The sequence below is a fragment of the Streptomyces sp. PA03-3a genome, from assembly GCF_033792735.1.
GTDB lineage: Bacteria > Actinomycetota > Actinomycetes > Streptomycetales > Streptomycetaceae > Actinacidiphila.
In genome coordinates this window covers 212,264-233,658 of sequence record NZ_JARAVM010000009.1, presented here as the reverse complement: position 1 = coordinate 233,658, position 21,395 = coordinate 212,264, and the positions used below count along the sequence as shown (strand labels likewise).

Genomic DNA, 21,395 nt, shown 5'->3' with positions numbered 1-21,395 from the left:
CGGGTGCCGGTGGGAAGGACCCCCGTAGGCCGGCGCAGTGGCCGAGGCGCCCGGGAGGGGATCCTCAAGGCGGCGGAGCTGTTGATCGCCCAGGGGGTCAACGCGACCGGGATGGACCAGCCCGCCACCGTCGCCAACGTGTGAAGCGCACCCTGTACACGCACTTCGCGGGCAAGGACGACCTCGTCCAGGCCTGTCGGAGCGGTCTCGAGGACGGCCTGCTCCCGCCCGAGGTGGTCCCCGGGGAGCCCTGCCCCGTCCCGCGGGGGGAGCTCCTGGCGATCTTCGGCTGGCGCCCGCGGACGATGGACGGCCGCTGAGCGGCTGCCCCTTCCTGAACGCCGCGGTCGAGGTCCCGGACCCCGGCCACCCGGTCCACGTACTGGTGGCCGCCTACAGGACCGAGTTCGCCCGCAGGCTGGCCGCCCTCGCGCGGGAGGCCGGTGCGCGCGACCCCGAGGAGCTCGGCGAGCGGCTCGCCCTGCTGTACGACGGCGCCGTCTCGCGCAGCACCGCGCTGAACGCGACCGGCCCGGGCGCCCACGCCCGCGCCATCGCCACCGCGCTGGTGGACGCCGCGATCGACTGAGCGCCCCCGGCGCCCCGGCCGTCCCGGCGGCTCAGCGCAGCCGCGTCGCCGCCCGGCGGCGGTCCGAGAGCACCTCCCGGGCGGCCCGCGCGCCCGAGGCCAGCGCGCCCTGGAGCGACCCGGTCGCCCGGTGGTCGCCGCACACATGGCGGCCCGGGGAGACGCGGGTGGTGCGGGTCATCGGGTGCGGCGCCGGCATCGCGGGCAGCGCCTCGCGCACGGTGCAGCGGTGCAGCGGCTCCCAGGCGGAGGCGTCCGTGCCGTACACGTCCGACAGCGCCGCGGTCAGTGCGGGCTCGTCGGCGGGCCCCGGAGTGCCGAGCACGGACGTCGCCACCAGGGCACGGCCGTCCGGGGACAGCCCGGGCTGCACCTCGGTGAGGACCACGGTGTTGAGGAAGCGGCGTCGTTCGTCCACCATCAGCGTCGGTTCGGCGAGCGGCGACCGCTCGGGGGCGTGGTAGTACGTCGTCACGGTCCGCGTGGGCGGAGTCGTGAGGCCGGGCAGCAGCCGTGCGGCCGCCCCCGGTCCGGTCGCCACCACCACGACGGGCGCGGCGAGGTCCGTACCGTCCTCCAGCAGCACCCCGTCACCGGTCAGTTCGCGCACCGGCGCCTCGGTGCGGACCGTGCCCTCGGGAAGTCGCGCGGCGAGCTGCGCGGGCACGGCGCCGATCCCCTCCGCGGGCAGGGCGAGGGTGCCACGCAGCATGCTGCGCCAGACGAAGTGGAAGAAGCGGCTGGAGGTCTCCAGTTCGTCCTCCAGGAAGACCCCGGACAGGAACGGCCGAAACAGGGTCTCCACCAGCTCGGGCGAGATGCCCGCGGCGGCCAGCGCGGTGAGCGTCGTGGTGTCGGCGCCCGCGCGCAGCCTTCCCGCGGGCAGCACCATGTCACGGGCGCTGAGGACCCCCAGCGCCGCCAGGTCGCGCCCCGACGCGAGCCGGCCGGGCAGCAGGTCGGCGGTCGCGTACGGCGGGCGGGTCGGGTCGGCGAAGCGCAGCCGCCCGCGTGAGGTGTGCACCAGTACACCGGGGGTGAAGGGCCGCAGCCGCAGCGGCTCCAGCTCCAGGCGCCGCTTCACCTGCGGGTAGGAGGTGTTGAAGACCTGGAAGCCGCGGTCGAGGAGGAAGCCGCGGTGCCGGTCGGTGCGCATCCGCCCGCCGACCGCGTCGGAAGCCTCCAGCACCCGCACCGCCAGACCCGCCACGGCCAGGTCCGCGGCGCACGCCAGGCCTGCGGCGCCCGCCCCCACCACGATCACGTCACAGCGGTCACCGCGCTCCTGCTGCATGGATCCGGTGCCCTTTCCTCCGTGTACACCCCGATACGGGCCGGCCTTCCGTACGCTACGCGGGTGCCCGCGGCCGCCCCTTGCCACACACCGCCGAACGGGGCGCCCGGCGCCCGCGCACCGATGAGTCGGCGCCGCAGCGGGAGTCCTCTCCATGACGGCACACGAGGGAAGGTGGAGCGATGGAGCCGCAGCTGCGCGACGTCCTGCAGGCGTTCGTGGACGACGGATCGGTGCCCGGAGCGGTGGGCCTGGTGGCACGCGGCGACCGGGTCGAGGTGGCGGCCGTGGGGACCATGGGGGTCGGGGACCCGGCCCCCATGGCCAGGGACTCGGTCTTCCGCATCGCCTCGATCACCAAACCGGTGGTCGCGGCGGCGGTCATGATGCTCGTGGACGACGGGCTGATCGCCCTGTCGGACCCCGTCGCCACGTGGCTGCCCGAACTGGCCGAGCCCGTGGTCGTCCGCACCCCGGCGAGCCCGGTCGACGACGTGGTGCCGGCCGCGGCGCCGATCACCGTCCTCGACCTGCTGACCTCGCGCGCGGGTTACGGCTTTCCCGCGGACTTCTCCCTGCCCGCGCTCGCCCCGCTGTTCGGCGAGCTGAGGCAGGGGCCGCCGCGGCCGCAGCAGGTCATGGCGCCGGACGCCTGGATGGCGACGCTGGCCGGGATCCCCCTGCTGCACCAGCCGGGCGAGGCCTGGCTGTACAACACGTGCTCGGACATCCAGGGCGTGCTGGTCGCGCGGGCGTCGGGACGGACGCTGCCCGAGTTCCTGGCCGAACGGATCTTCGAACCGCTGGGCATGACCGACACCGGTTTCGCCGTGCGGCGTGCCGACCTGGGCCGTTTCACCACCTTCTACCGTCCGGATCCCCGGGGAGGGCTGGAACTGGTGGACGCGCCGGACGGGCAGTGGAGCAGTCCCCCGGCGTTCCCGTCCGGCGCGGCGGGCCTGGTGTCGACCGCCGACGACTGGTACGCCTTCGGCCGGATGCTTCTCGCGGGAGGCACCTCGGGCGGCCGCCGGCTGCTGTCGGCGCAGTCCGTGCGGCTGATGACCGCCGACCACCTGCCGCCCGCCGAGCGTGCCGCGAACGAGATCTTCCTGGACGGGCAGGGCTGGGGCTTCGGCGGCTCGGTGGACGTCGCGGCGACCGCCCCGTGGAACGTACCGGGACGCTACGGCTGGATCGGCGGCACCGGCACGGCGGCGCACATCGCCCCGGCCACCGGCACCGTGTCGGTGCTGCTCACTCAGGTCGAACTGACCGGCCCGGCCGCGCCGGACACGATGCGCGCCTTCTGGGCCTACGCGGCCGGGACCTGAGCACGGCACGATCGCGCATCCCCGGATTCCGCCGGCGCGGGAAGACCGGCTCGGCCGAGAGCGGTACGCCGACGCTGCCGCGGCGCGACGCGGCGGGACGGCGGCGCCGAAGACACCGGACGCGCGGGCGGCGGCATGCGGGTGGCCCTCCGGCCTGACGCGGCCGTCCGCGATCCACTGGAGAATGAGACCCGTTGAAAGGCCGTCAGCTGGGCACACGTACTCCAGACCGAACCCTCGGAAAGGAGCACCACATGCCTCTTCGCTTCCGCAAGTCGTTCCGGATCCTGCCCGGCGTCCGCCTGAACGTCAACAAGCGCTCGCTCTCCATCACCACGGGCAGCAAGGGCGTCCACCACACGGTCAACACCCGCGGCGAACGCACCGAATCCGTCGACCTCCCGGGGCCGTTCTCCTGGCGGCGCACCCGCAAGGGGCACTGACGCCCGTCGTCATTCGAGGATCCAGCCCGCCATCCAGCGCTCCCGCACGGCCGGCCACTCCGCGGCGACCAGCGAGTAGTACACGGTGTCGCGCCACGATCCGTCGATCCGGCGGAAGTGCCGGCGCAGCACACCCTCGCGGATGCCGCCGATGCGGGACACGGCGTCCTGGGTCGCCACGTCGAGGTCGTCCAGGCGCCACTGGACGCGGCCGAAGCCCAGGTCCTCGAAGGCGTAGTACACCAGCATGAAGTGGGTCTCCAGGTGCACCGGGCTGCCCCACAGGGCCGGATCCAGCCAGCTCCAGCCGATGTCCACGCGCTCGTCGACGACCGAGACGTCGATGTACGCGGCCCAGCCCGACGGGCGCTCCGTGGTGTGCGGGACGACCGCGAACACCAAGGACTCCCCCGCCGCGGCCTGCGCCAGCCGCTGCTCCACCAGCGACGCCATCTCGCCCGGTGAACCCGGTGGTGTCGTCGACAGCCAGCGCCACATCCCTTCGTCGGCGCGCGCCGCGGCGAACAGCGCCGGCACGTGCAGCGGCGAGAGCGGGACCAGCCGCGCGTACCGGCCGTCGATGGTGACCGAAGCGGGGAAGCGTACTGCCATATCCGCACGCTAATGCGGCGGGCCCGCCACCGCACCGACTCGCGGATTCCCGCCCGCACGCCCCATGCGCCCCATCACCCCAGGGTGACGAGTCGGACGCGGAACGCAGTCGGGGACCGCGTGCCGGTCCGCGTCCGCGGGCCGGCGGCGGCCGAGGAGGTGGGCGCCGTGCGGCGGCGCGATAGCGTGCGCGGCATGAAGGACGACTTCGACGTGCGGCGGGAGCTGGCCGCGGGGATGACGGACCCGGCCGGGGCGCTGCGGTTCGTGCGGGGCTTCGCCGGACACTGGCTCACCCCCCTGCAGGACGGCGACGGGTGCGGTGAGCCCGAACTGGCCGCCGCCGAGGAGCGCCTGGGCCTGACCCTCCCCGCCGTGCTGCGCGACGCCTACCGGCTCTTCGGCCGGCGGCCGGACCTGACGAGCAATCACGACAGGCTGCTCGCGCCGGCCGAGCTGCATGTGGACTCGCGCGAGGAGGCGCTCGTCTTCCGGTACGAGAACCAGGGCGCCGCGTCGTGGGGCATCCTCCTCACCGACCTGCACAAGGCCGATCCGCCGGTCGTCATGAAACCGGACCTCGCGGACAAGGAGGCCGAGAGGTGGTCGGCGTGGCTGGACCGCTTCTCCTGGACGTGCGTCGAGATCGTCCTGTCGGAGTCGCTGCACGCGCCGTTCGAGCTCGGCGACTTCCGCGACGACCTCGACGAGGCCGAGTCCGAGTCCCTGGGCGGCCGGTTCACCCCGCTGCCGTTCCCCGCGTACCCGCCCGGCGAGGACCCGGGCGCGCGCTGGTACGCCGGGACCGACGTGATACTCCGCGAGGAGGACCGCACCTGGCTGTGGGCGCGGGCCCGCACCGAGGAGGCGCTCGACCGGGTGCGCGACGACCTCCCCGGCGACTGGCTCAACGACCCCCGCTGACCGACCCCCGCTGACCGACCCCGGCGCCCCTGGCGTTCGGGTCAGCCGAGGGGCACGTCCTCTTGGCGAAGGGCCTCCAGGGCGGGTCCGTACAGGCGGGTCTTGATCGTGCCGAGGGTGGGACCCGCCTTCCCGGCCAGGGGACGGGCGAGGGCGACGGCGGCCTCGCGGACCTCGTCCTCGCCCGCCGTGCGGTCCACGATGCGCTCGGCCAGCGCGTCGAGGCCGCCGTAGCGGCGCGCGGTGGTCATGGCCTCGTGGGCCGTCTGCGGGTGCAGTCGGGCCTGAATGAGGGCCGACATGCCAGGGGTGAAGGGGATGTTGATGTCCGCCTCGGGCAGGCACCAGTAGCCCCGGTCGGCCCGCATCACGCGGAAGTCGTGGGCCAGCGAGAGCATCGCGCCCGCGGCGAAGGTGTGGCCCTGCAGGGCGGCGACGGTGGCCACCGGCAGGGTCAGGAAACGGGCGAGCAGGGCCTGCACGCCGGTGACGTACGCGCCGGCCCGGTCCGCGTGGGCGAACAGCCACTCCAGGTCGAGCCCGTTGGACCAGAACTTGCCGGTGGCCGCGGTGACCAGGGCCCGCGGCCCCTCCGCCTTCTCCACCTCGTCCAGCAGGGCGTCGACGGACGCGAGCCAGTCGGGGTGGAAGCGGTTCTCGCTGTCCCCGAGGTCGAGGACGAAGACGTCGTCCTGGCGATCGAGCGTGGGCATGGCTGCCTCCGTCATTGAGACTCCCTGGGTGGTCCCGCTGCCTCACCGACGTACCTACTGGTCGGTAACTGCCCTGCCATGCTACAAGCAACACCGCCTGGTGTCCCCCCTCCGCGCGTGCCGGGGTGTTCGCCGCCGCGACACGCCCGGGTCACCTCCCGGTCGTGTCCGCCTGTGACGGTCGGAAAAGTTGGCTATACAACTTTGCCCCGAGGAGTGACCATGTCCGCCCTGCCCAGCTTCCCCGTCGGTGATCTGCCGGCGATGTGGCTTCGTGACAACTGCCCCTGCGCCGAGTGCCGCGACCCGCGGTCCGGGCAGAAGCTGTTCCAGATCGGCGCCCTGCCCGCCGGGCTGCGGGTGGGCTCCGCGGCCGACGCGGCCGGGGACGCGACGTCCGCCGTGGAGGTGGTCTGGGAACCCGACGGACACCGCTCCTCGTATCCGCTGGCGTGGCTGGAGGCCGTCCGGCCCGGGCGGAACGGGCACGGCGACCTGCGCAGCGAGGCCGGGAAGGAACTGTGGACCGCGCGCGAGGTCGCCGGACGGCTGCCCGAGGCGGGCTGGGAGGAGTACCTCGCCGAGCCCGGTGTGCGGGCCCGGATGCTCGAGTCCGTGCTGCGGCTCGGCTTCATGCTGCTGCGCGGCGTGCCCGGGCGCGAGGGCCAGGTGCTCGACGTGGCGGAGACCTTCGGCTACGTCCGCGAGACCAACTACGGGAAGCTCTTCGACGTTCGCGTCGAGCCTGACCCGAACAATCTGGCCTTCACGTCGGCCGCCATCACGCCGCACACCGACAACCCGTACCGGGACCCCGTTCCGACGCTCCAGTTGCTGCACTGCCTGGTCAACGACGCGGCCGGCGGGGACTCCGGCCTCGTCGACGGCTTCGCGGCGGCCGCGCTGCTGCGCCGCGAGGACCCGGAGGCGTTCGACGTGCTCGCCCGCACGCCCGTGCCGTTCGTCTTCCGTGACGCGGGGACGGAACTGCGCGCCGACCGCCCGCTGATCGACACGGACCCGCTGGGCCGCGTACGGGAGGTGCGGTTCAACAACCGCTCGATCGGCACCCTGCGGCTCGCCGCGGACGAGCTGGAGGACTTCTACGCGGCCTACCGCACCTTCGCCGAGCTGCTGCTCCGCCCCGAACTGCAGCTGGACCTGCGGCTCACGCCCGGCGACTGCCTGGTCTTCGACAACACCCGTCTGCTGCACGCCCGCACCGCCTTCGCCCAGGACGGGGCGCGCCACCTGCAGGGCTGCTACGCAGACCTGGACGGGCTGGCGAGCACCCTGGCCGTGCTGCGCCGCGCGGACACCCTGGAGCCGCTCGCCGAGCTGTTCGCGGGCGCGGTGTCCGCGGAGTACCTGGGCGAGCCCGTCACCATGGCCCAGCACATGCTGCAGGCGGGAGCCCGGGCCGAGGCCGCCGGTGCCCCGCCGCACCTGGTGGCGGCCGCTCTGCTGCACGACATCGGGCACGTGGAGGGCGAGGTCGTCACCGGACGGGACCTGATGGCCGGCCACGACAACCGGCACAGCCACACCGGCGCCGACCTGCTGGGCCGCTGGTTCGGCCCCGAGGTCACCGAGCCGGTACGGCTGCACGTTGCCGCCAAGCGCTATCTCTGCGCGGTGGAACCGGGCTACCACGACCGGCTGTCGGAGGCGTCCAAGTACACCCTGGAGGTCCAGGGCGGTGTGATGACGCCCCGCCAGGCGGCGGAGTTCGCCGGGCTGCCGGGCGCGGCCGACGCGGTCGCCGTCCGCCGCTGGGACGAGCAGGCGAAGGACCCCGCCGCCGCCACACCGTCGTTCGAGCACTTCCTCCCGCTGCTGTACGCGCTGATGCGCGGATAGGAGACCACAGCCGTACGTACAACCGGCCCCGCTCCAGCGCCTGAACCCCCACCACGCGTCCACCCGCGCTCGGCCGACGAGACCCAGCCTCACCCTCCCGTCCGCAGCCAGCCGCTTTGCGCCCGAAGGGCGCGAGACGAACCCGCACCCACCCACCAGCCACCGCCCCACACCCCCACGCCTCCAGGGACTCAGACCCCCTCCGCACGAGAGGGGCCTTGGCTGCGGATCGAATGCTCCCGCTCGAACGCCATGCGGCGGATGCGCTTCGTACGGCCCGCGACCACGAGGCGGTTCAGCACCGCGGGCTCCTGCGAGGACTCGGCGAGGCACAGTTGGAGCCAGTCCGACCAGGACTCCGGAACGGACGCGTCGTCGAGCAGGGCGGTCACCGACGCGCTCCGCAGGATGCCGAGTTCGCGGGACCGCCGTGCCGCGTAGGCACGGCCGCGCTCGGTGCCGAGGCGGTCCGTCCAGGCCGGGCGGTCGGAGGGCGGGAGGCCGCCGAGGACCTGCAGGACGATGCCGAGGGCCACGCTCGGGTCGGGCTCGACGGCCACGGCGTCGAACAGGTCGGGCAGACACGCCGGGTCGTCGAAGGCCCGCCGGTACAGCGCCCAGCGTTCGTGCTCGTCGTGAAGGACGCCCGAGAGGTCGCCGGGGGCGGCGCCGAGGCGGTGGGCCAGGGCCGCGGTGACCTGGTCCAGGCTCCGGGGCACTCAGTCCCTACCGTTGCGCGGGTTGTGGCGGCGGCCGAGGGTGGAGGCCGCGACGGAGTTGTGCACCGTGAAGGCGATGGTGCCGGGGAGGTAGCGGTCCTCGGACCACTCCACCGGCGCGCCCGCCGGATCGGTGGTGCGGCGCCGCTCGCGCAGCAGGACCTGCCCGGGCGGGCAGTCCAGGAGGCGGACGTCGTCGGCGTCGGCCCAGGCGAGGTCGATGGTGTGGTCGGCGTCGGTGAACAGCACGCCGTGGGCGACGAGGGCCTCGGTGTGCGAGACCGTGTCGGGCGGCAGTTCCGTCACCAGCTCGCCGATCCGGGCCGGGTACAGGGACCGTTCGACCATCACCGGCTCCCCGGACAGCGTCCGCACCCGCAGCACCAGGTGGACCTCGGCGCCGTCCTCCAAGCCGAGCTGGCCGGCTTCGAAGGGCTCGGCGGGCCGCCGCACCACGCTGTCCACCCGGCCGCCCGGGGTCTCCCCGATGGAGCGGGCCCAGTTGGTGAAGCTCAGCAGTTCCGAGAAGCTCTGCGCACGGGGGCCGCCGAGCACCGTGCGCCGGGTGCCGCGGCGCGAGGTGACCAGGCCGTCCGTGCGGAGCACGGCCAGCGCGTGCCGGACCGTGCCGCGCGATACGCCGTAGCGCTCGGCCAGGGTGCCCTCGGGGGGCAGTTTCGTGCCGGCGGCGTACTCGCCCGCGATGATCGCCTCGCGCAGTTCTGCCGCGACCTTCCGGTAGCGCAGCTCGCTGTCCGGGGTGCCCTGCTCCTGCCGCACCGTGGTCTCCTGCGCTGCTCGTGCCGTGCGGGCCGCGCGCGGCCGGTTCCCCCGACCCTACCCGGAGGGGACGGGGGCAGGGGCGACCGCCCGCTCCCCGTCCCCTCCCGCGCGCGTCACACGGCGTGGACGGTTCCCGCGTACCGCTGGGCGAAGCGGGTGCCGGTGCCCGCGGTGACGGTCACGTCGTAGCGGCCGCCGTCCGTGCGCCAGGTCACCCGGGTACGGTCGCCCGGCCGGACCCACACGGTCTGCTCCTTGCCCGCGAAGTCGTTCGGCGTGAGCGTGAAGGCGACCTCGGTGCCGCCGTCGTTGCGCAGGTAGAACTCGACGTTCGCGTTCTCCGGCCGGCCGTCGTGCCGCAGGGTCGCGGTGACGCCGGGCACGGCGACGTCGTCCTGCCCCTCGGGAACGATCGTCCCGGAGAAGCGGCGGACGAACCCGTCGGCGCCGTGAACGGAGAAGTCGTAGCGGCCGTCGGTGGCCGCCGCGTCCCACACATAGGTGCGCGACGAGCGCGGCGGAACCGTGAACGGCGTGCCGGTGAAGGGCAGCGCGATGTTCGGCAGCACCGTGAAGTGGTAGCCGACGGTGCCGTCGTTGATCAGCCGGCAGGTGACCTTGCCCGTGTCGCGGTCGACGGTCGCGTCGGCCCACGGCCGGTACGGCAGCGGGCGGTGCGGCCGCCGCCCCTCCTCCTGCTCGGGCATGGCCGACCGGTCCGGCACCTTCACCGCGGGCAGCGAGTTGTTGGCGTCGGCCTTGGCCATCAGCGCGACGGTGTCCGGCAGCCCGGGGATGCTGTAGTCGGGCTTGCTGAAGTCGAAGCAGCTGGTGAGGTCGCCGCACACGGTGCGCCGCCAGTCGGAGATGTTGGGCTCCTTCACCCCGGTGACGCGCTCCAGGAAGCGCAGCACCGACGTGTGGTCGAAGACCTGGGAGTTGACCCAGCCGCCGCGCGACCACGGCGACACGACCCACAGCGGCACCCGGCTGCCCAGTCCGATGGCCTTGCCGTTCGCGAACTCGTCCTTGGTGCCCGGCTCGGGGAACGGCGGGATGACGTGGTCGAAGTAGCCGTCGTTCTCGTCGTACATGACCAGGAAGACGGTGTGCTTCCAGACCTCGGGGTTGGAGAACAGCGACTGGAGCGCGGTGTCGACCCAGTGGGCGCCGTAGTCGGGGCCGGCCGACGGGTGCTCACTGAACAGGTACGGCGCCACCAGCCAGGAGACGGTGGGCAGGGTGCCGTCCTTGCAGTGCTTGTCGAACGCCGTGGGGTCGAACTTCGTCATGGCGTTGATGTAGCGCGGGTCGTCCTTGGGGAACGCGTGGAACTGCTTGAAGTACGACAGCGCGTTGTCGTCGTAGTCGCCATAGCGGTCGTCCGAGCCGTCCGGGTTGTGGTAGACGCGCCAGCTGACGCCGGCCTCTTCCAGCCGCTCCGCGTACGTCGTCCAGTCGGCCACCGGGTTGCCGGTGACCGGGGTGTTGTCGGTCCACGGGCCCGTGGTGCCGTCGACGCCGGGGCCGGCGGTGCCGGTCCACAGGTAGAGGCGGTTGGGGTCGGTGGGGCCGTTCAGCGAGCAGAAGTAGCCGTCGCAGAGGGTGAAGGCGTCGGCGAGCGCGTACTGGTAGGGGATGTCCTCGCGGGTGAAGTAGCCCATGGTGCGCTCGCCCTTGGCGGACACCCACTTGTCCATGGCGCCGTTGTTGACGGCGGAGTGGCCGCTGTCCCAGTCGTGGGGCAGGCCGCCGGCGTTCTGGGCGTTGTACTTGGTGGTGTCCATGCGGAACGGCAGGAGGTGGCCCTCCTCGCGTCCGCGGGCGGGCTGGCGGAACACGGGGTCGCCGTTGGACAGGACGGCCGCCTGGCGGTCGCCGAAGCCCCGTACGCCGCTGAGGGTGCCGAAGTAGTGGTCGAAGCTGCGGTTCTCCTGCATCAGGATCACGACGTGCTTGACGTCCTCGATGCTGCCCTGCCGCGGGCCGTGCCCGGCGGCCTCGGCCGTTCCGGAGAGCCCGACGGCTGCGGCGGCTCCCGCAGCGGTGCCGATGAAGGCGCGGCGGCTGAACTCGGTCATGGGTGAATGTGTCCTTAGATCGTTCGGGGTCAGCCGCGGGCGGACAGGGAGAAGGTGACGACGGCGGCGGCGTGGTCGGAGGGCCAGCCGTTGCCGGCGGTGTCCGGGACGGGCCGGGGCCGGCCGGTGACCAGGGTGTGCGCCTCGACGACCTTGAGGGGGCCCGCGTACTGGACCTGGTCGATGCGGTCCTGCGGTTCCGCGCCGCCGCCCTCGTGCTGCGGCCTGACGGGCGACCAGGTGGTGCCGGGGTTCTTCACGGGGCTGGAGTGCTCGGCGCGGAAGGCGTCGGTGAGGCCGGCGTCCTCGAGGGCCTCGGTGACGGGCCAGCGGAGCCGGCCGGTCCCCCCGTGTGCGGACGACGTGCGGTTCGTCCAGTCGCGGTGCGATGGCGAGGCCAGGCCGGCGGCGAGCACGACGGGACCGCGCGAGGCGATGTCCTGGCGCATCGCGGCCACCAGGGCCTGCGTCTGCCGGTAGCGCGCGCTGCCCTTCTCCGCCGCCTCGACCTGCGCGGCGGTCCGGCCCGCGAGCACGGCGTACGGGCCGTATCCGGCTTCGTCCAGCTGCGCCGTCCACAGCCGCACGGTGCGGTCGCCGGGCAGCCGCAGCGTCGCGGCGGCGGCGGGCAGCGAGGCAGTGGGGGCGACGGTGCCGGTGAGCGGGTAACGGCTCACGATGCCGAGGCCGCCGGCCTGGTGCACGTGCCAGCCGAGCGCGGCGGCGAGCCGCTGGGCGGCGTCGTCACCGCACTCCTGGAGCGCGACGGCGTCGAGGCCCTGGGTCAGCACCAGCCGCAGCTGCTTCTCCAGCGCGCCGTCGATGTGGCTGCCCGCGTCCCACAGGTTCAGCGTGGCGACCTTGAGGGTCAGCCGGTCCCTGCTCGCGCGGACCGGCACCTGCACGGTGACGGTGTCGGTGCCCACGGCGCTGTCGGTGACGGCGACGACCAGCCGTCCGGGCGTGCGCGGCGCGAGGGACGGGGCCTTGCCGCTGACGGTGCCGTCGGCGGCGACGGTCAGCCAGGGGTCGCCGCCCGCCCGCTTGAAGGTGGCGCTTCCCTCGGCGTTGCCCTCGGGGCGGATCCACAGCCCGCCGAGCGAGAGGGAGAAGGCGGTGCCCGCCGTCTGCGCGGCGGTGGTGAGGGCGTCCACGACCGCGTGCGGGCGGGGGATGACGGGGCGCGGCACGAAGCTGAAGGGCGCGGTGCGGGCCAGGATGCCGTAGCCGTCCTTGGCCAGCAGATAGGCGGTGTACGGGCCGCCGCTGAGGCCGGAGGTGTCGATGGTGATGTCGCCGGAGGCGGCGGGGGTGTACTCCCAGGCGAGGGAGGCGCCGTTGCCGGGGACCCGGTCGCCGTCGTAGACGCCGATCCAGTTCTTGGCGTGGGGTGCGTCGGTCGTCCAGTGGAAGGAGACCTTGTCGCCCTCGAACGGGTGGGGGGTCAGCAGTTCCACGGAGTCGCCGGTGGGCGGGCCGGCGAAGGTGAACGGCTCGCTCTTGGCGAGGATGCCGTAGCCGTCCTCGGCCAGCAGGTACACCGTGTACGGCCCGCCGCTCAGGCCGGAGGTGTCGAGGGTCGTGCGCCCCGAGCTGCCGGTGACGTACGTCCACACCAGCGACCCGCTGCCGCTGCCGGGCTGCCGGTCGCCGTCGTAGACGCCGATCCAGTTCTTGGGGTCCGGAGCGTCCGTCGACCAGGTGAAGGTGAGTTTGTCACCGCGTTGCGGAGGCGTCGTGGAGTCGAGCGCGACGCTGCTCCCGGATGCGGCGACCTGTGGGAGGGATGGCACGGTGTTGGGTCCTCTCCGCCCCGGCGCCGCCGCGGCGGCGTACGGGTGGGCAAAGTTGTCTAGATAACTTCGCTCCCAGCAAGCCGTCCCATGGCGACCATTCCGTGAACGACGGGTTGCCGCCGACCGGGGATCAGAGGGAAATCTGAGGATCGCCCGCGGGGCGGGGCGGGTCGCCCGTCGCCCGCGCAACCCCTCTGAACAGCCGCGTCGCGGCGAACGGGGCGCTCCACAAGGGTTTCTGCACGCGCGGTCGCTGCCTCCCCCCGGGCCACCGCTCGGGGGGAGGCGGCGTCATGCACTGTTCAACGGCGCACGTTCCGCTGCGCACAGGTGGAGTCGTTCAGCAGGTGAGGTTGCCACCCGGGGCGACGCCCAGGATCTGGGTGAAGCGCTGGTAGTTGTTGACGCGGCTCTGCACCTGCGCCGGGTTGCGGCCGTCGCATTCCAGGGAGCCGTTGATGGAGCGGATGGTCTGGCCGAAGCCGGCCTGGTTCACCATGGCGTTGTGCGGGGTCATGGTGCCGGGGCCGCTCTGGGTGTTCCAGTACCAGAGGCCGGTCTTCCAGGCCACGGCGGCGTCCTGCTCGACGAGCCAGGGGTTGTGGAGGAGGTCGATGCCGAGGGCGTCGCCGGCGGCCTTGTAGTTGAAGTTCCAGCTGAGCTGGATCGGGCCGCGGCCGTAGTAGGCGGCCTGGCCGGCGGGGCAGCCGTAGGGCTGGCTCGAGTCGCAGTAGTGGGGGTAGTTGGCCGTGTTCTGCTCGACGATGTGGACCAGTCCGCCGGTCTCGTGGGCGATGTTGGCGAGGAAGGCGGCGGCCTCCTGCTTCTTCACCGTGTCGCTGCCGGTCTTGGCGAAGCCGGGGTACGCGGAGAGGGCCGCGACCAGGCCGCTGTAGCTGTAGAAGGAGTTCCGGCTCGGGAACATCTGGTTGAACTGGGCCTCGCTGACCACGAATCCCGACGGGTTGCCGGGGTTGCCCGGGTCGGTCGTGCCACCGCCGCAGGCGCCCTGGTCGGCCCAGACGCCCCATTCGCCGGTGGTGCCGGGGGTCTCGCCCTGCGTCCACCACTTGGCCTGCCAGTTGTGGCCGCTGTGGGAGGCGGTCATGCCGCCGGTGTAGACCGCGCCGGCGCTCCATGGCGTGGCGCAGGTCGCGGCGGAGGCCGTACCGGCGGGGAGGGCCACCGCCAGGCCGGCGGCGGCCGTGAGTGTCGTCAGGGCGGCGAGGATACGTCGCATCACCGTAACTGCTCCTTGCGTGGGGGGAGTTGTTGCGCTTCGCACTGAGCAATGAACCGGATTGGCCTATACCTGTCAAGGTCTAGACCAACATCCCCCACATGGCCCTGCCACGGCCCCGGGTTGAGGCTCCGCCCCTTGGGCGTAGCGTGGAATCAGGCCGGCGCCGGCGGACGGGCGGGCCCGCGGGCGAGGCGCGCGCCACGTCGATCCGCACCGCCGGTCCCAGGCGGGCCGTGCCCCGGGCGGGGCTCGCGTACGAAGCGCACGAGGAGTGTCGGCCATGGGCAAGCCCTCAATCGACCACTTGCGGGAGCGTGTGCACGGGGCGGTGATCACCGCGGACGACGGCGCCTACGACGAGGCCCGGAGGGTCTACAACGCGATGATCGACCGGCGTCCCGCCGTCATCGTGCGCTGCGCCAACGCCGGCGACGTCATCGCGGCGGTGGACTTCGCCCGGGAGAACGGTCTCGACCTCGCGGTGCGCGGCGGCGGGCACTCCGTACCGGGCTTCGGCACCTGCGACGACGGGGTGGTGGCGGACCTGTCGGTGATGCGCTCCGTACGCGTCGACCCCGGATCGCGCACCGCCCGCGCCGAGGGCGGCGCCACCTGGGCCGACGTCAACGCCGCGACGTACGCCTTCGGGCTGGCCACCACCGGCGGCATCATCTCCACCACCGGCGTCGGCGGCCTCACCCTCGGCGGCGGCATCGGCTACCTGTCCCGGGGGCTCGGGCTCAGCTGCGACAACCTGGTCTCGGCGGACGTCGTCACCGCGGACGGACGTTTCCTCGTCGCCAGCGAGAAGGAGTACGACGACCTCTTCTGGGCGCTGCGCGGCGGTGGCGGCAACTTCGGGGTGGTGACCTCGTTCCGGTTCCGGCTCAGCCCGGTCGGGGACATCTACGGCGGCCCGGTCTTCTACGACCTCGAGGACGCCCGCAGCGTGCTGCACGCCTACCGCGAGATCATCGCCGACGCCCCCGAACAGCTGGGCGCCTTCCCCGCGTTCCAGATCGCCCCGCCCCTGCCCTTCATCCCGCCGGAGCGGCACGGCAAGGTCCACATCGCCGCCGTGACCTGCTGGGCCGGACCCCTGGAGGAGGGCGAGCGGGCACTGCGGCCCTTCCACGACATGGCGCCGGTCGTCGCCGAGCACGTCGGCCCGATGCCGTACCCGGCGCTCAACACCGCCTTCGACGGGCTCGTGCCTCCCGGCCTCCAGCACTACTGGAAGGCCAACTTCGTCACCGAGCTGACCGACGAGGCCATCGCCGCGCACCTCGAGCACGCGCCCGGGCTGCCCGCCCTGAACTCGACCGTGCACATCTACCCGATCGACGGCGCCTGCCACCGCGTCCCCGCGGACGCGACCGCCTTCGCCTACCGCGACGCGTCCTTCGCCACCGTGATCGCCGGCATGTGGCCGGATCCCGCGGCCAACGAGGCCAACACCGCCTGGGTGCGCGACTACTACCGCGACCTGGCACCGCTCTCGGAGGAGGGCGGGTACGTGAACTTCATGGCCGGGGACGACCAGGGACGGATCCGGGCCAACTACAAGGACAACTACGACCGCCTGGTCGAGGTCAAGCGGACGTACGACCCCGGGAACCTGTTCCACCTCAACCAGAACATCACGCCGTGACGACCGCCCCGTCCGGGACCGGGGTCCCGGCCCCGGCCCGGTGGCGGCTCAGGAGAAGCCGACGACGGCGTGCGGCCGGTACGGGCTCTCCAGCTCCTTCAGCTCCTCCTCGGTGAGGCGCACGTCCAGCGCGGCGACGGCATCGCGCAGATGCGCCTCCTTGCCGACGCCGACGACGGGCGCCGTCACCCCGGGCTTCCCCAGCAGCCACGCCAGGGCGATCTGCGCCCGCGACAGCCCGCGCCGTGCCGCGATGGACGCCACGGCCTCGACGATCACCCGGTCCTCCTCGAGGTAGAGGGTGCCGCCGAACGCGTCGGTGTCCTGCCGGGCACTGCCCGCGTCCCAGTCACGGGTCAGCCGCCCCCGGGCGAGCGGGCTCCACGGGGTCACGCCGACGCCCTGGTCGGCGCAGAGCGGCAGCATCTCGCGCTCCTCCTCGCGGTGGAGGAGGTTGTAGTGGTTCTGCATGCTGACGAACTTCGTCCAGCCGTGGCGCTCCGCCGTGTACTGGGCCTTGGAGAACTGCCAGGCGTACATGGAGGACGCGCCGATGTACCGCGCCTTGCCCGACCTCACCACGTCGTGCAGGGCCTCCATCGTCTCCTCGACCGGGGTGTGCGGGTCCCAACGGTGGACGATGTAGAGGTCCACGTAGTCCGTCCCGAGGCGGCGCAGGCTCGCGTCGATCTCGGTGAGGACGGCCTTCCGCGACAGACCCGCCCCGTTCGGGCCCGGGCGCATGCGGCCGTGCACCTTGGTGGCCAGCACGATCTCCTCACGCGGGGCGTACTCGGCGAGGGCACGGCCGACGATCTCCTCGCTGGTGCCGTCGGAGTAGACGTTGGCGGTGTCGAAGAACGTGACGCCGGCCTCGACCGCGGCGCGTATGAGCGGGCGGGCGGCGTCCTCCTCCAGCGTCCACGGATGGCCGCCGCGGTCGGGTGTGCCGTAGCTCATGCAGCCCAGGCAGATCCGCGAGACGTCCAGACCGGTGCTGCCGAGTTTCGTGTACTCCACGTCCATGCCTCCGCGTGTGATGTGGTGGCTTCGATCGCCGTACGGCGCACCCGAGTATGCAAGCCGGTGGATCTTCGCGTCGACGACCCCTGCCCGGAACACGGATGCATTAGTCCGTATCATCCGGAATCTGACCATAAAATCCCTATCCACCATTACAGGACTTCCGCCCCGTCAGCGACGTGGGCGATGTCACATGCACCGATTTGCGCGGTTCATCATGGCTTTGACCTGCGACTTTCCGGAGCATGGCACTCCGCTTCCGACGACTGCGCAGGTCAGGCCCTTGCGCCGGCGGGAATGCTCGCGCAGAGTCCTGACGTATCCGGCCCCGGCCGCGCAGCGCGGCAGCCGGCATTCCGGGCGGGGGCTAGCCGAAAGGGTCCTCGTCTCACATGCGCAACCAGGCCAAGCACCGCCGCGGGCGTTCCCTGCGGCTCAAGCTGTCCGCCGCGGCTGTCGCCTCCGCCGCGGCCTTCGGCGGCACCGCATGGGCACTCCAGCAGTCCGGCTCGGAGGGCTCCGGGGCGGACCGCTCGTCCGGCTCCTCCAAGGTCCACGTCACCTCGATCGTGCCGAGCGCGTCCGGGCAGCCGGAGCGCGGGCTGGCCGAGGCCGACAGCGGTCACCGCGACGCGGCCCCGGAGGCCGAGGAGAAGAAGGACACCGGCACGACGCCCTCCGAGCGCCCCGCCCCGGCGAAGGCCAAGCCGAAGGCGAAGCCCGAGAAGCCGAAGCCCGCGAAGACCACGGCCGGGCCCACGACCACCAAGCCGGCCCAGCCGAAGCCCCCCGCGAGCACGCCGACCCCGAAGCCGACCCATTCCACCACCCCGCCGGCGACGCCCACCCCGACGCCGACGCCGACGCACACACCGGACCCCACTCCGCCGGCGACCACCCCGGCCCCGACTCCGGCACCCACGACCAGCGCCCCGTACACCCCCGCACCCCCGGCTGCCGAGGCGGCCGAGCCCCCGGCGGCGTCCGCCCCGCGAACCGCGCCGCCCACCGCCCCGCACCGCGCGGACACCGAACTGCCGCCGCCCTTCGCGGGGATACCGCACCTCCACGGCCGCGGGCACGCCCACGGCCCCTGGCTGCCCTTCCCGGCGACCGCCCCCGGTCACTCCGCCGGCGCTCCGGGCGGCACCGGCCCGGTCGGCTGAGCCTCCCCCGGAGGCCGCCCCGGGAGCCGTACCGTGGGCGTCCTACGGAAGCGAGGGCGCCGGGGCATGGGTGACAAGAAGGGGCAGGACCGCCTGCCGCGCGGTGTGTACGAGCGGGAACTGCTGCGGCTGCAGGTCGAGTTGGTCAAGCTGCAGGAATGGGTGCGGGCCGGCGGACACCGGCTCGTCGTGGTCTTCGAGGGGCGCGACGCCGCCGGCAAGGGCAGCACGATCAAGCGGGTGACGGAGCACCTCAACCCCCGCATCGCACGCATCGCCGCGCTCCCCGCGCCGACCGAACGCGAGCGCACCCAGTGGTACTTCCAGCGCTACGTCGACCATCTGCCGGCCGCCGGGGAGATCGTGCTCTTCGACCGGAGCTGGTACAACCGCGCGGGCGTCGAGCACGTGATGGGCTTCTGCACCCCCGAGGAGCACGTGCGCTTCCTGCACCAGTGCCCGATCTTCGAACGGCTGCTGATCGAGGACGGCATCATCCTGCGCAAGTACTGGTTCTCCGTCAGCGACGCCGTGCAGGAGCAGCGTTTCCGGGCCCGTCTGGAGGACCCGACGCGCCGCTGGAAGCTGTCGGGGATGGACCTGGAGTCCATCACGCGCTGGGAGGCGTACTCGCGGGCCAAGGACGAGATGTTCGTGCACACCGACATCCCCGAGGCCCCCTGGCACGTCGTCGGGAGCGACGACAAACGCGCCGCCCGCATCAACATGATCGCCCACCTCCTGGCCGGCATCCCGTACGAGGAGGTCCCGCTCCCCGCCATCGAGCTCCCGCCCCGCCCCGAGTCGACCGGCTACCAGCGCCCGCCCCGCGACCTGCAGACCTACGTCCCGGACCACGCGGCGACCCTGCGCCGTTGACGCCGCCGGTGACGCTGTCGGGGATCCGCCGGAAATCCCCTGGAAAACATCGCCAGGCGTGCCCGGGAAAGGCACCGCGGAGGGCCTCGGAGGGGGCGGGGGCGTGCCCGCGGGCGGGGTGCGGACACGGCGGCCGGAGGGCGGGTCCGGTGTGGGGGAGGCGGGCGCACGCGGGGTTCGCACACTGCCGCTGAGCTGGGCTTTCGGGCTCGCACGGCCTAGCGTCTCCACATCGGGAAAGGGGATCTGATGGACCGTGGAATCCGAGACGTCGACGATGTGCTGAGGCTCCTGGACGACCTGTTCGCCGCGGGCGCCGACCGCTGGACGGACGGGGCGGCCGACTGGTGGGACGCGTTCTACGCGGACCGGGCCCGGCCCGTGCCGTTCTTCGTGGACAAGCCGGACGAGAACCTCGTGGAGTGGCTCGACCGGGGCGTGATCGCCCCGGGCGGCAGGGTCCTCGACCTCGGGTGCGGTCCGGGGCGCAACGCGCGGTACCTGGCCGCACGGGGGTTCACCGTGGACGCCGTCGACCTCTCCTCCGCCGCCATCGCCTGGGCCGAGGAGCGGGCCCGCGAGGCCGGGGCGGCGGTGCGTTTCCACCGCGGTGACGCTTTCACGCTGGCCGGGACGGTGCTGCGCGGCCCGTACGACCTGGTCCACGACTCGGGCTGCTTCCACCATCTGCCGCCGCACCGGCGCATCAGCTACCTCTCGCTGCTGGACCGGGTCCTTGCACCCGGCGGGCATCTGGCGCTGACCTGCTTCGCCGCCGGCGCCATGGGGTCCGAGCTGGACGACGCCGACTTCTACCGCGAGTCCCGGCTGCACGGCGGCCTGGCCTACACCCCGGAGTCGCTGCGCCGGATCTTCTCCGGCCTGACGGAGGTCGAGCTGCGCCGCATGCGCGACGAACCGGCGGACTCCGCCCGCTTCGGCGAGGACTTCCTGTGGGCGGCGTTGTTCCGGGCGCCGCGGGGGGCTCGGCCTCCTGCCGGACCAGGGGCCGCCGCGGCTCGGTGACGAGGGCGGCCGGAGCCGCAGCCGGGGCGGAACCGTGCCGGACCGGCACCTGCTCTTCCGCCACCGGGCAGCCGCGCCGCCGCGGCCGGATGCGCGCGGCACGGTACCGCACGCGACACCGCGGGACTTCCGGCCGCGCCCGCGGTAGGGGCGTCGATGCCTTCCTGAGCGAGGCACCACGCACCCGGGTCGACCCGATGCGGGTGACCCTCCCGGGTGATGGCGCGCCGGGGCAGGAGCGGGCACTGTGTGCACATGCCGGAGGGGAGGACGCACATGGACGGTGCCCGGCTCGCCGCCTCACGCCCCGCGCGGGCGCTCGCCGCCGCGCTGCTGTCCCTTGCCCTGCTGTCCGCCTGCGGCGGCTCCGGCCGGGAGCCCTCCGGGGCCCCGTCCCGGACCGGCACACCCGTCGGCACCCCGAGCCGCACATCGCCGGACCCCACCAGCCCCGCCTCCGCGCGCCCGCCCGTGTCCGCGCCCGCGTCCGCCACGGCGGCGCCCCGCCCGGTCCGGGCGGCCGTCTACTTCCTCCACGAGGGCAGGCTGTCTGCCGCGCCGCGCACCGTCACCGGCCCGGCGACCGCCGCGGCGGCCCTGCGGGCCCTGCTCGCGGGGCCGAGCGGCGTCGAGCGCGGCCACGACCGGGTGACGGCGATCCCCTCGGGAACGGCGCTGCGGTCCCTGGCGGTACGCGACCGCGTCGCCACCGTGGACCTCTCGGGCCGCTACGACGACGCCCCCGGCGCTTCCGCGGACGCCCGGCTGGCCCAAGTGGTGTTCACCGCGACCCGGTTCCCCGGCGTCGAGAGGGTGCGCTTCCGCGTGGACGGCGGGCCGGCGGCGGGCCTCGGTCCGGCCGCCGGCGGCCGCCCGCTCGGCCGCGGCGACTTCGAGGACCTCTCGCCCGGCGTCCTCGTGGAGTCACCGCTCCTGGGCGAGACCGTCACCGCCCCGCTGCGCGTGCACGGCACGGCGAACACCTTCGAGGCGGAGTTCCGGCTGCGGGTCTCCGACGGCTCCGGCCGCACGGTCGCCGACGTACGGGTGGCGGCCTCCTCCGGCAGCGGCACCCGGGGCACCTTCGACGTGACCGTGCCCTACCGCGCGGCCGGCGGACCGGGACCGGGCACCCTGACCGCCTATGTGCTGTCCGCCGAGGACGGCCACCGCGTCGTCCTGGACACGGTGCCGCTCACGCTCGCGCGGTGAGGCGGGCCCGGCCGGACCGTGCGCGCGCCGCCGCACCGGCCGAGACT

At 73.5% G+C, this 21,395-nt stretch carries 21 protein-coding genes; 12 read left to right on the top strand and 9 right to left on the bottom strand.

Annotated features, from left to right (window positions below; genetic code table 11):
- Positions 1 to 9 precede the first annotated feature (9 nt).
- The 3 genes from PV342_RS14095 to PV342_RS14085 are packed head-to-tail and all read left to right on the top strand — an operon-like array spanning position 10 to position 589.
- A complete protein-coding gene (locus PV342_RS14095) occupies positions 10 to 144 on the top strand; it encodes a hypothetical protein (protein ID WP_400807828.1) in 135 nt (44 codons plus the stop codon).
- Complete coding sequence (locus PV342_RS14090; RefSeq protein WP_400807825.1) at positions 141 to 320, top strand: hypothetical protein; 180 nt, start codon at positions 141 to 143, stop codon at positions 318 to 320. Before PV342_RS14095 ends, PV342_RS14090 begins: the two co-directional genes overlap by 4 nt.
- Positions 251 to 589 (top strand): TetR family transcriptional regulator C-terminal domain-containing protein, encoded by a 339-nt coding sequence (locus tag PV342_RS14085; protein ID WP_400807869.1) that lies wholly within the window; start codon positions 251 to 253, stop codon positions 587 to 589. The genes PV342_RS14090 and PV342_RS14085 overlap by 70 nt, the downstream gene beginning before the upstream one ends.
- A 31-nt stretch (positions 590 to 620) precedes the next feature.
- Here PV342_RS14085 and PV342_RS14080 read toward each other — a convergent pair whose 3' ends face one another.
- The gene (locus tag PV342_RS14080) at positions 621 to 1,883 is read right to left on the bottom strand and encodes an NAD(P)/FAD-dependent oxidoreductase (RefSeq protein WP_018562568.1); all 1,263 of its coding nucleotides are present in this window, start codon (positions 1,881 to 1,883) and stop codon (positions 621 to 623) included.
- Positions 1,884 to 2,065: 182 nt separating this feature from the next.
- On the opposite strand from PV342_RS14080, the gene PV342_RS14075 reads away from it, so the two are divergent.
- Positions 2,066 to 3,217, top strand: coding sequence for a serine hydrolase domain-containing protein (locus tag PV342_RS14075; RefSeq protein WP_500317309.1), 1,152 nt, complete (start codon positions 2,066 to 2,068; stop codon positions 3,215 to 3,217).
- A 254-nt stretch (positions 3,218 to 3,471) separates the two neighbouring features.
- Positions 3,472 to 3,660, top strand: coding sequence for a DUF4236 domain-containing protein (locus tag PV342_RS14070; RefSeq protein ID WP_018562566.1), 189 nt, complete (start codon positions 3,472 to 3,474; stop codon positions 3,658 to 3,660).
- Between the two features lie 9 nt (positions 3,661 to 3,669).
- Here PV342_RS14070 and PV342_RS14065 read toward each other — a convergent pair whose 3' ends face one another.
- Positions 3,670 to 4,272 (bottom strand): GNAT family N-acetyltransferase, encoded by a 603-nt coding sequence (locus tag PV342_RS14065; protein ID WP_500317307.1) that lies wholly within the window; start codon positions 4,270 to 4,272, stop codon positions 3,670 to 3,672.
- 195 nt (positions 4,273 to 4,467) lie between these two features.
- Here PV342_RS14065 and PV342_RS14060 point away from each other — a divergent pair, with 195 nt between their 5' ends.
- Complete coding sequence (locus PV342_RS14060; protein ID WP_400807818.1) at positions 4,468 to 5,196, top strand: SMI1/KNR4 family protein; 729 nt, start codon at positions 4,468 to 4,470, stop codon at positions 5,194 to 5,196.
- A 41-nt stretch (positions 5,197 to 5,237) separates the two neighbouring features.
- On the opposite strand, the gene PV342_RS14055 is transcribed toward PV342_RS14060, so the two are convergent.
- Positions 5,238 to 5,909, bottom strand: a complete 672-nt coding sequence (locus PV342_RS14055; RefSeq protein ID WP_361009484.1) for an enoyl-CoA hydratase-related protein — start codon at positions 5,907 to 5,909, stop codon at positions 5,238 to 5,240.
- 222 nt (positions 5,910 to 6,131) lie between these two features.
- Here PV342_RS14055 and tmpA point away from each other — a divergent pair, with 222 nt between their 5' ends.
- Positions 6,132 to 7,769, top strand: a complete 1,638-nt coding sequence (gene tmpA, locus PV342_RS14050; RefSeq protein ID WP_500317305.1) for a 2-trimethylaminoethylphosphonate dioxygenase — start codon at positions 6,132 to 6,134, stop codon at positions 7,767 to 7,769.
- A 191-nt stretch (positions 7,770 to 7,960) separates the two neighbouring features.
- Here tmpA and PV342_RS14045 read toward each other — a convergent pair whose 3' ends face one another.
- The 5 genes from PV342_RS14045 to PV342_RS14025 form a co-directional block, all read right to left on the bottom strand.
- Positions 7,961 to 8,488: a hypothetical protein gene (locus PV342_RS14045; protein ID WP_500317303.1), complete on the bottom strand. Its 528-nt coding sequence runs from the start codon at positions 8,486 to 8,488 to the stop codon at positions 7,961 to 7,963.
- Positions 8,489 to 9,268, bottom strand: a complete 780-nt coding sequence (locus PV342_RS14040) for a GntR family transcriptional regulator (protein ID WP_400807813.1) — start codon at positions 9,266 to 9,268, stop codon at positions 8,489 to 8,491.
- Between the two features lie 116 nt (positions 9,269 to 9,384).
- Positions 9,385 to 11,352, bottom strand: a complete 1,968-nt coding sequence (locus PV342_RS14035) for a phosphocholine-specific phospholipase C (protein ID WP_400807810.1) — start codon at positions 11,350 to 11,352, stop codon at positions 9,385 to 9,387.
- Between the two features lie 29 nt (positions 11,353 to 11,381).
- Complete coding sequence (locus PV342_RS14030) at positions 11,382 to 13,145, bottom strand: endonuclease/exonuclease/phosphatase family protein (protein WP_500317301.1); 1,764 nt, start codon at positions 13,143 to 13,145, stop codon at positions 11,382 to 11,384.
- 343 nt (positions 13,146 to 13,488) lie between these two features.
- Positions 13,489 to 14,388 carry a glycoside hydrolase family 19 protein gene (locus PV342_RS14025; RefSeq protein ID WP_386993243.1) on the bottom strand — a complete coding sequence of 300 codons (900 nt, stop codon included), beginning with the start codon at positions 14,386 to 14,388 and terminating at the stop codon, positions 13,489 to 13,491.
- 283 nt (positions 14,389 to 14,671) lie between these two features.
- Between PV342_RS14025 and PV342_RS14020 the strand changes: the two genes are divergently transcribed.
- Positions 14,672 to 16,042 carry an FAD-binding oxidoreductase gene (locus PV342_RS14020; protein ID WP_400807805.1) on the top strand — a complete coding sequence of 457 codons (1,371 nt, stop codon included), beginning with the start codon at positions 14,672 to 14,674 and terminating at the stop codon, positions 16,040 to 16,042.
- A 48-nt stretch (positions 16,043 to 16,090) separates the two neighbouring features.
- On the opposite strand, the gene PV342_RS14015 is transcribed toward PV342_RS14020, so the two are convergent.
- On the bottom strand, positions 16,091 to 17,062 hold the full coding sequence (locus tag PV342_RS14015; RefSeq protein WP_400807802.1) for an aldo/keto reductase: 972 nt from the start codon (positions 17,060 to 17,062) through the stop codon (positions 16,091 to 16,093).
- A gap of 395 nt (positions 17,063 to 17,457) precedes the next feature.
- Here PV342_RS14015 and PV342_RS14010 point away from each other — a divergent pair, with 395 nt between their 5' ends.
- The 4 genes from PV342_RS14010 to PV342_RS13995 all read left to right on the top strand — a co-directional run bounded on the left by PV342_RS14010 (position 17,458) and on the right by PV342_RS13995 (position 21,348).
- Positions 17,458 to 18,231 carry a hypothetical protein gene (locus tag PV342_RS14010; RefSeq protein WP_400807799.1) on the top strand — a complete coding sequence of 258 codons (774 nt, stop codon included), beginning with the start codon at positions 17,458 to 17,460 and terminating at the stop codon, positions 18,229 to 18,231.
- A 66-nt stretch (positions 18,232 to 18,297) separates the two neighbouring features.
- Positions 18,298 to 19,110, top strand: a complete 813-nt coding sequence (ppk2, locus tag PV342_RS14005) for a polyphosphate kinase 2 (RefSeq protein ID WP_400807797.1) — start codon at positions 18,298 to 18,300, stop codon at positions 19,108 to 19,110.
- A 249-nt stretch (positions 19,111 to 19,359) separates the two neighbouring features.
- Positions 19,360 to 20,136 carry a class I SAM-dependent methyltransferase gene (locus tag PV342_RS14000; RefSeq protein WP_386993180.1) on the top strand — a complete coding sequence of 259 codons (777 nt, stop codon included), beginning with the start codon at positions 19,360 to 19,362 and terminating at the stop codon, positions 20,134 to 20,136.
- A 276-nt stretch (positions 20,137 to 20,412) separates the two neighbouring features.
- Positions 20,413 to 21,348, top strand: coding sequence for a GerMN domain-containing protein (locus PV342_RS13995; RefSeq protein WP_400807793.1), 936 nt, complete (start codon positions 20,413 to 20,415; stop codon positions 21,346 to 21,348).
- The last annotated feature ends 47 nt before the right edge of the window (positions 21,349 to 21,395 follow it).

Coding starts and splice junctions, on each gene's coding strand:
- PV342_RS14080 (WP_018562568.1), bottom strand. CDS start 1,883: ATGCAGCAGGAGCGCGGTGACCGCTGTGACGTGATCGTGGTGGGGGCG.
- PV342_RS14075 (WP_500317309.1), top strand. CDS start 2,066: ATGGAGCCGCAGCTGCGCGACGTCCTGCAGGCGTTCGTGGACGACGGA.
- PV342_RS14070 (WP_018562566.1), top strand. CDS start 3,472: ATGCCTCTTCGCTTCCGCAAGTCGTTCCGGATCCTGCCCGGCGTCCGC.
- PV342_RS14065 (WP_500317307.1), bottom strand. CDS start 4,272: ATGGCAGTACGCTTCCCCGCTTCGGTCACCATCGACGGCCGGTACGCG.
- PV342_RS14060 (WP_400807818.1), top strand. CDS start 4,468: ATGAAGGACGACTTCGACGTGCGGCGGGAGCTGGCCGCGGGGATGACG.
- PV342_RS14055 (WP_361009484.1), bottom strand. CDS start 5,909: ATGCCCACGCTCGATCGCCAGGACGACGTCTTCGTCCTCGACCTCGGG.
- tmpA (WP_500317305.1), top strand. CDS start 6,132: ATGTCCGCCCTGCCCAGCTTCCCCGTCGGTGATCTGCCGGCGATGTGG.
- PV342_RS14035 (WP_400807810.1), bottom strand. CDS start 11,352: ATGACCGAGTTCAGCCGCCGCGCCTTCATCGGCACCGCTGCGGGAGCC.
- PV342_RS14025 (WP_386993243.1), bottom strand. CDS start 14,388: ATGCGACGTATCCTCGCCGCCCTGACGACACTCACGGCCGCCGCCGGC.
- PV342_RS14020 (WP_400807805.1), top strand. CDS start 14,672: ATGGGCAAGCCCTCAATCGACCACTTGCGGGAGCGTGTGCACGGGGCG.
- PV342_RS14010 (WP_400807799.1), top strand. CDS start 17,458: ATGCGCAACCAGGCCAAGCACCGCCGCGGGCGTTCCCTGCGGCTCAAG.
- ppk2 (WP_400807797.1), top strand. CDS start 18,298: ATGGGTGACAAGAAGGGGCAGGACCGCCTGCCGCGCGGTGTGTACGAG.
- PV342_RS14000 (WP_386993180.1), top strand. CDS start 19,360: ATGGACCGTGGAATCCGAGACGTCGACGATGTGCTGAGGCTCCTGGAC.
- PV342_RS13995 (WP_400807793.1), top strand. CDS start 20,413: ATGGACGGTGCCCGGCTCGCCGCCTCACGCCCCGCGCGGGCGCTCGCC.